Here is a 6,432-nt window from a genome sequence, read left to right as displayed (position 1 = left end):
CGCCACAGGAGCAGGCGCTCTATTCGCGCGGCGCCATGTTTGCCTCCGCCTATGCCATCAATCTGTGGCTGCTGCGCTGGTCGTTCGACTATTTCGCCGCCGACGCCACCAGCAATCCCTTCATCCACTTCTGGTCGCTGTCGGTGGAGGAGCAGTTCTATCTCGCCTGGCCGGCGCTGCTTCTGCTGGCCGCCTGGCTGCGGCCGGGCCGGCGAACGGCCGCAGCCATGATCGGCGTGGTCGGCCTCGCCTCCTTCGCCGCCTGCCTGTGGCTGACCAGCGCGGCGCCGGCCTGGGCCTTCTATTTCTCGCCGCTGCGCGCCTGGGAGTTCGCTGCCGGCGGCCTGGCGACGCTGGTCCCCATGGCTTTGCTGCAGCACCGCATCTGGCTGCGGCCAGCCCTTGGCTGGCTCGGCCTGGCGCTGATTGCGACGGCCTATCGCCTGTTGAGCGAGGACCTGCCCTTCCCCGGCTGGTACGCACTGCTGCCGGTTGCCGGCACCGTGCTGGTGCTGCTGAGCGGCGGCTGCGGGGAACAGACCAACGGGCGGACCGACCGGCACGTCCTTGGCCCGGCCACCGCTTTGTCGCTGCCGCTCTTGCAATGGATCGGCACGCTCTCCTATTCGCTCTATCTCTGGCACTGGCCGGTCATCGTCTACGCCGGGATGCTGACGCCCGATCTTACGGTGCCGCAGCGGCTGGGCTGCGGCGTGCTGGCGCTGGCGCTGTCGGTGCTCACCTATCACCTCATCGAGAACCCGGCACGACGCGGCGCCTGGCTGACGGTGGGCGCTCGCGCGCTCGCACCCGCGCTGGCGCTGACCGGTGCCGGCGTGGCGGTCGCCTACGCCAATGCGCATCTGGCCACGCGCAACATCGGTCCCGAGCAGCGCGGCATCGAGCAGGCGGCCGAAAGACCTTCCATCGCGCGGGCCGTCGACAAGAACTGCCTGGCCGACTTCCAAACGGTGACGCCGAAACCCTGCACATTCGGCCCGGCCGATGCCACCCGCACCATCGTGCTGTTTGGCGATTCGCACGCCGACCACTGGTCGACGCCGCTGATCGAAGCAGCCAGGCGCAACCACACCAAGGTGGTCACCTACCTCAAATCATCGTGCCGCGCCTCGCGGCTCTCCACCTTCAACACGGTGCTGAAGCGCGACTACACCGAATGCGACGCCTGGCGCGAGCAGGCCATATCGGAGATCATCCGCCGCAAGCCGCGCCTGGTGGTGATCTCCGAATTTTCCATCGGCAATCTGACCCGCGATCTGCCCGCCGCCGAACGCACCGCCGAAGTAGCGCGCTGGCAGGCCGGCCTGCGCTCGACCTTGCAGGCCTTCAGCCGGGCCGGTGTCGAGACGGCAGTCATCCGCGACACGCCGATCAACGCCAGCTTCGCCGGCTCCTGCGTGGCGCGCACCCTGTGGTGGCGCGAGGCACCCTCGCCGCACTGCGACACGCCAAGGGCCGAAGCCGCCAACGACAGCACCGCCGCCACCGAGCGCGCCGTGGTGACCAGCGTGCCCGACACCCGCTACATCGACCTCACCAACCAATTCTGCGGCCCGACCACCTGCCACGTCGTCATATCAGGCCAGCTGGCGTTTCGTGACAGGCACCATCTGGCGACAGGCTTTGCCGAGACACTGGCGGGGCCATTGGAGAGGGCCTTGTTTTAGGCGCCTGGGCATCTGCGCCCCGGTCTGCATTGTTCGTCACATCTTACGAATCTGTGGAACGAGGCTGCAACTCGGCAGTTATATTAGCCTAACCTTGAAAAGGAGGCAGCTATGAAAAAGCTCCTGCTTGTTTCGGTTATCGCCATTGCTTCGGCGGCGGCGATGATCGCCCCCGCCGACGCCCGCAGCCGTATCAGTATCGGCATTGGCGGCTATGCAGACGATTATTACGGCGACGATTATTACAATGGTTATGACTATGGCGATCGCTACTATCGCCCTTATTACCAGTACGACGCCTATGACAACGGCTACAGGCCGCGCTATTACCACCGTCACCACCGTTGCCACATCGCACTGGTCAAGCATTGGCGCCATCACCACAGGATCGTCGAGGAAATCCGCGTCTGCCGATGATCTGATCCTGTGAAAAATGATCCGGCCGGCGCCGCCGGCCGGATATTTGCGCCGCTCACCCCACCCGCCTCCTCATCATCATCCCGTAATGCACTGCCAACAGATCCAGCCCCACCTTCAGCAGCTTCGTCACCACGTTCCGGCCCTCGCCGGTCTGCTCGGACAGGCGCTTGAGGGAACCGTCCGCGCAGCAGACTTGTCGTACCACGGCGGCCACCTCCCAATGGCCTAACGCTCTTGTGGCGGCGGCATAGGCCCTGCCGGCGTCGAGAACGCTGTCGGCGATGCCGCCGCCCTCGCGGCCGCCGTCGATGCGCTCGGTCCAGCGCATCGGCTTGACATCAGCCTGCTGACTGCAGCGGAAATCCTCGCGGTAGCGCAGGCCTGCCTCGCGCTGCTGGCGCGACAGCGAAGTGATGCCGACGAGCGCATCGATGGCGCGCAGCCGCACGATGCCGCCGGTCGCGGCGTAGCCGTCATTCGACACTTCGTAGACACGCGCAGCCTCCAGCGTGCCCGCTGCCAGCCGCTTGCGGCCGAAGGCGTCATCCCTGAGCGCGAAATCATGGCCGATCTCGCGGCGTATGCGCACCTGCTCGGCCTCGCCCTTCGGCAATTTCGGCGCCTGCGGTTTTGCGGGTCTGGTCTTTTTGCTCATGGGAGGCTCCTGGTTGGGATGGGTGGTGGAGGCCGGCAAGTGGCGATCCTTCGCGCGCCCTCGGCCCTGCCGGGCATCTCCCCACGCGGTGGCAGAGCGGAGCGGAGCGCTGCTCGGTTGGCCTTCAATGAACCGTAGGTCGTCGCCTCTTCGCCGCCGCGCCAGCATCCCTGCCGTCCGGCATCCAGGCTGATGGAACCGGCGCGAGTTTTCGACGTTATGTCGCGTCCATGCCAAGGGGAGGTTCGCCGATGACAGCCTTCATGCCGGTTACCGTGCGCTTTTGCGACAACAAAACCATGCTGGTCAGTTCGGTGGCCGGAGCCGCCGAGGCACTGCGCCACCAATGGCCCGACAAGACAGCGCCTGGCTATCTCGAGGCTTCCCGGCTGGTTACGCTCGCCGTGGACGGCATCTGCTGCCAGCGCATCGCGTTCGACGCCTTCACCAGGGCGGCCAAGCAGCAGAACATACTGGTCGACAGGCCCAAAAGCCGCGCCCATGACTGGCTGGATGCGGTGGCTAGCCCGTGAGGAGCGGGCGCCGCCCGAAAAATTGATGCAACCGGCCCCCAGCGGGGCGCGTTTATGGGTGCGGTAGCTGGAGCCGCGCGCAAAGCGAAGGTGAACGCCGTGGGTACGATGAAAACCGGAGTGCCGCTCAAAGTGCGGGTGGAAGATGAGATCGAAGAGATCGAAAGCGTCAGCGAAGCCGCCGATTTTCTCCAGCGCTGGCCGCTGGAGCGGCGCGGTCATGTCTACCGCAGCGCGTTGAACGCCTGCAGCGCGGCGATTGCCGCCCAGATTTCCGAAGCCGACGCCATGAAGGTGTTTACCGGCTTTGCCCGGGTGACTGGCATATTGGTCGGCGAGGGCAACCCGCCGATGGCGATGGACGCAAGGAGCATGCAGAGCCGCACGCCCAAGCAAGGCCGGCAGATGCCGAAATAGGGCTTTGCTTCTTTCTCCCCGTTTACGGGGGTGAGGTGTGATCCGAGCAGCGGACGAAAAGCCAATTGCTTGGCTTTTCGAACAGCGAACGCCCGGCAGGGCAATGAGGGGCGGCGCCAGCGCTTCGGTAAGTGGCATCTGAATCGGATGCTTGAATTTCATGTCAGCTTCCATCCTGCCTCGTCAGCGCTGCCCCCCATCCGCCTGCCGGCACCTTCTCCCCGTGAACGGGGGAGCAGAGATCAAACCTCACCCCGTCGCAACAAATACGCGGCGCTGGAAGCGCGCCTGGTGGTAGGTACAATAGCTTTTCAGCGCCCCGGTGCGCATGCCGCAGCACAGCATGTCGGCACCTGGGCGGCTGCCTGGCGCCCCCTCTTCGGCAATAGAAATGTCCGGATCCCCCTCCACCGTCAGATCCAGCGGCGCACGGCAGCGTGAAAACAGGCAATCGATGAAGCGCATCGCCACGCCATGCGGCTGCCGGCCGATGGCCGCGCGCGGCGGCGCCGGCGCCTCCAGGCGATAGGCCACGCCGTCGGTGATCAGCACGCCCACCTCGCGCACGAACGAATGCGCGCGCCTGGGCCGGGCCACTTCACGCGCATGGATGTCCTTGGCGGCAAGCACGCCCTCCATCTTGCCGACGACAGGCGTCGATTTCGCCGACGCGCCACTCGCCCGCTTGCTTCCAGCGCGCTTGCCCACGGCCTGCCTGGATCGCGGCAGCGGCCCCTTGCCATTGGCAAAGCCGATCGCGCCGAGCATGGCGTTGCGGTGCACGATGCCGATGATGGCGTCGCGCGACACCGGACTGCCGCGCAACGCGCTGAACGCGACTGCAATCCTGGAGGCTGAGAGCCCATCCTTCAGCCAGCGGGCGATCTCGTGCAATTCCGCGTCGCTATAGCTTGCCATATCGAGCTCCATCCAAAGTTCGGCCGCGCGCCGTCGGGCAGCGTCAAGGTTCGACCCGGTCGCCAGGCCGCAGTCAGGTTGTTTTTCAAGAGCCGGCTCTCAGCCGGCCAGCCTCAGCCGGCTTGGGCCGATTTCCCGCCGGCAAGGTGCAGAAGCCGCGCTTCGGCCGTGTTTCTGTCCAGGGCGGAAACTGCCCTGCCCGTCAGCCTGTCGAACAGGATGACGGTGCCGTCCTCGGTGCGGATGCAGGATCGGCCTGCCGCAAAAACAGCGCCGGCGCCATGCCGGCCGAATTGGGGGCCGAAGCCGCTGGGAGCGGCGGCTCCGGCCGTTCCGGTCGCCGGAGACAGGCGGCGGACCGGACCCGAGGCTGGTGCGGTCAGGCACTGGGCCTCGGGCTTCATCCGGGCCGGGGAGGAGGACGGCCGGGATGAAAGGGAATGGGCGGTTATGACCGCCGGGCGCGCCTCGCGTGAGGCCGGCGACTCGGCGCCATCAAAGCTGGACAGGTTTTGCATGACCGGATATAAGCATAACTCGAAAATGGATGCAAGCCATTCTTTCATAGACGAGAGCGGCTTTCATCCCTCACATGGGCGCCATGGCAAAAACGGAACTGTCGATCAAGGTCGGAGCGGCGATCCGCAAGGCGCGCAAGCAGCGCGGCCTGGTCATGCGCCACATCGCCGAGCACAACGACACCGATGTCGCCGCCGTCGGCAACTGGGAAACCGGCCGCAATCTGCCCAAGACCGAGAACCTGCTGAAGACCGCCGCCTTCCTGCGCGTCGACCCGGTTGCGCTGGGCCAGGGGCAGGTCGTGTTTCTCGACGATGCCGGACCGGTTGCCGATGCGGAGATCGTCACCGATGCAGGTCCGCTACCCGCCAGCTCGATGGACATCGAGGTGCTGGGCGCGGCCGTCGGTGGCGACGATGGCGATTTCACCTTCAACGGCGAGCCGGCGGGTTACGTCCAGCGCCCGCCGGGCGTGCGCAACCTGCCGAAGGTGTTCGCCCTGCACGTGCTCTCGGATTCCATGGTGCCGCGTTACGAGCCCGGCGACCTGATCTATTGCGGCGGCCGCGACGCCGTACCGGGCGACCATGTGGTGATCGAGACCTTCCCGGAGGAAAACGAGCGCAACGGCAAGGCCTTCATCAAGAAGCTGGTCAAGCGCACGGCGGGCGAGCTGGTCGTCGAGCAGTACAACCCGCCGAAGACGCTGACCTTCAACCGCTACGCCATCAAACATGTCTGGCGCGTGATTCCGCTGAAGGAATTGCTGGGGTATTGAGCAAGGGATGCTCTTCCTTCTCCCCCTGCGGGAGAAGGAAGAACCAGCGCTGGCACCCTCCCACTCAAGCCCGCCGCGATCCCTCCAGCGGCACATCCCTGTCGCTCAGCATCCGCGCTTCGCTGCGCACGCGCTGGCGCTCGTCGACAAACGCCGCCTGGATCGAAATCGCCGTCCCCGGCAGTCCGTCGGCGCGGCAGGCCGAACAGACGATACGGCCCGACAGAGCGGACAGCGGCGTATTCCCCGTCACCCCGAACCGCTTCAGCTGATCGGGTCGCCACCACCTGTTGCGGCCACAATCGGCGCACTCGACCGAGATCGAAGCGACATGCGCGATCGTTGGTTCCTTGCCCGGCAATGCCATCGCCCCTGCCTCGTCTTTGTTCCTGATTTGTTCGCATATTCCTGTGTTTTACGCCGGGAGTCGAGTCGCAGTTTTCAAACTTTCCCAGAAGTTTTTCTTCTAGCGTAATTTGAGTTATGCTTTCATAAATGTATGAA

Annotated in this window: 9 protein-coding genes; 5 read left to right on the top strand and 4 right to left on the bottom strand. The window is 65.4% G+C overall.

All coding sequences use genetic code 11. The features are described 5' to 3' along the window. Together EN925_RS18065 and EN925_RS18060 are read left to right on the top strand one after the other, a co-directional pair. Positions 1 to 1,688, top strand: a 1,688-nt coding sequence (locus EN925_RS18065; RefSeq protein ID WP_164894265.1) for an acyltransferase family protein, incomplete at its 5' end; no start/stop codon positions are given. 111 nt (positions 1,689 to 1,799) lie between these two features. Further along, positions 1,800 to 2,105 carry a hypothetical protein gene (locus tag EN925_RS18060; RefSeq protein ID WP_027160843.1) on the top strand — a complete coding sequence of 102 codons (306 nt, stop codon included), beginning with the start codon at positions 1,800 to 1,802 and terminating at the stop codon, positions 2,103 to 2,105. A gap of 55 nt (positions 2,106 to 2,160) precedes the next feature. Here the strand turns inward: EN925_RS18060 and EN925_RS18055 are convergent, their stop codons facing one another. Continuing rightward, entirely contained in the window at positions 2,161 to 2,763 is a 603-nt protein-coding gene (locus EN925_RS18055; RefSeq protein ID WP_127370037.1) for a DUF6456 domain-containing protein, read from the bottom strand. 251 nt (positions 2,764 to 3,014) lie between these two features. Between EN925_RS18055 and EN925_RS18050 the strand changes: the two genes are divergently transcribed. Together EN925_RS18050 and EN925_RS18045 are read left to right on the top strand one after the other, a co-directional pair. After that, positions 3,015 to 3,296, top strand: coding sequence for a DUF982 domain-containing protein (locus EN925_RS18050; protein WP_013530587.1), 282 nt, complete (start codon positions 3,015 to 3,017; stop codon positions 3,294 to 3,296). 108 nt (positions 3,297 to 3,404) lie between these two features. After that, positions 3,405 to 3,713: a DUF982 domain-containing protein gene (locus EN925_RS18045; RefSeq protein WP_032898671.1), complete on the top strand. Its 309-nt coding sequence runs from the start codon at positions 3,405 to 3,407 to the stop codon at positions 3,711 to 3,713. A 249-nt stretch (positions 3,714 to 3,962) separates the two neighbouring features. Here the strand turns inward: EN925_RS18045 and EN925_RS18040 are convergent, their stop codons facing one another. Then, positions 3,963 to 4,631: a GcrA cell cycle regulator gene (locus EN925_RS18040; protein WP_127385863.1), complete on the bottom strand. Its 669-nt coding sequence runs from the start codon at positions 4,629 to 4,631 to the stop codon at positions 3,963 to 3,965. Positions 4,632 to 4,744: 113 nt separating this feature from the next. Beyond that, positions 4,745 to 5,035, bottom strand: a complete 291-nt coding sequence (locus tag EN925_RS40765; protein ID WP_224675015.1) for a hypothetical protein — start codon at positions 5,033 to 5,035, stop codon at positions 4,745 to 4,747. Positions 5,036 to 5,223: 188 nt separating this feature from the next. Here EN925_RS40765 and EN925_RS18030 point away from each other — a divergent pair, with 188 nt between their 5' ends. Beyond that, entirely contained in the window at positions 5,224 to 5,928 is a 705-nt protein-coding gene (locus tag EN925_RS18030; protein ID WP_013530583.1) for a helix-turn-helix transcriptional regulator, read from the top strand. A 64-nt stretch (positions 5,929 to 5,992) separates the two neighbouring features. Here the strand turns inward: EN925_RS18030 and EN925_RS18025 are convergent, their stop codons facing one another. Next, positions 5,993 to 6,295 carry a hypothetical protein gene (locus EN925_RS18025; protein WP_024501757.1) on the bottom strand — a complete coding sequence of 101 codons (303 nt, stop codon included), beginning with the start codon at positions 6,293 to 6,295 and terminating at the stop codon, positions 5,993 to 5,995. Positions 6,296 to 6,432 lie beyond the last annotated feature (137 nt).

Origin of the sequence: Mesorhizobium sp. M7A.F.Ca.US.006.04.2.1 (assembly GCF_004022915.1) — a bacterium.
In the GTDB taxonomy this organism is placed as follows: domain Bacteria; phylum Pseudomonadota; class Alphaproteobacteria; order Rhizobiales; family Rhizobiaceae; genus Mesorhizobium; species Mesorhizobium ciceri.
Note: the sequence above shows the minus strand (reverse complement) of the source record. Positions and strands in the feature narration are given on the sequence as shown.

Bases quoted from the DNA above. Each gene is read 5' to 3' on its own strand.
- EN925_RS18045 (WP_032898671.1), top strand. From the start codon at position 3,405: ATGAAAACCGGAGTGCCGCTCAAAGTGCGGGTGGAAGATGAGATCGAA.
- EN925_RS18060 (WP_027160843.1), top strand. From the start codon at position 1,800: ATGAAAAAGCTCCTGCTTGTTTCGGTTATCGCCATTGCTTCGGCGGCG.
- EN925_RS40765 (WP_224675015.1), bottom strand. From the start codon at position 5,035: ATGAAGCCCGAGGCCCAGTGCCTGACCGCACCAGCCTCGGGTCCGGTC.
- EN925_RS18040 (WP_127385863.1), bottom strand. From the start codon at position 4,631: ATGGCAAGCTATAGCGACGCGGAATTGCACGAGATCGCCCGCTGGCTG.
- EN925_RS18055 (WP_127370037.1), bottom strand. From the start codon at position 2,763: ATGAGCAAAAAGACCAGACCCGCAAAACCGCAGGCGCCGAAATTGCCG.
- EN925_RS18050 (WP_013530587.1), top strand. From the start codon at position 3,015: ATGACAGCCTTCATGCCGGTTACCGTGCGCTTTTGCGACAACAAAACC.
- EN925_RS18025 (WP_024501757.1), bottom strand. From the start codon at position 6,295: ATGGCATTGCCGGGCAAGGAACCAACGATCGCGCATGTCGCTTCGATC.
- EN925_RS18030 (WP_013530583.1), top strand. From the start codon at position 5,224: ATGGGCGCCATGGCAAAAACGGAACTGTCGATCAAGGTCGGAGCGGCG.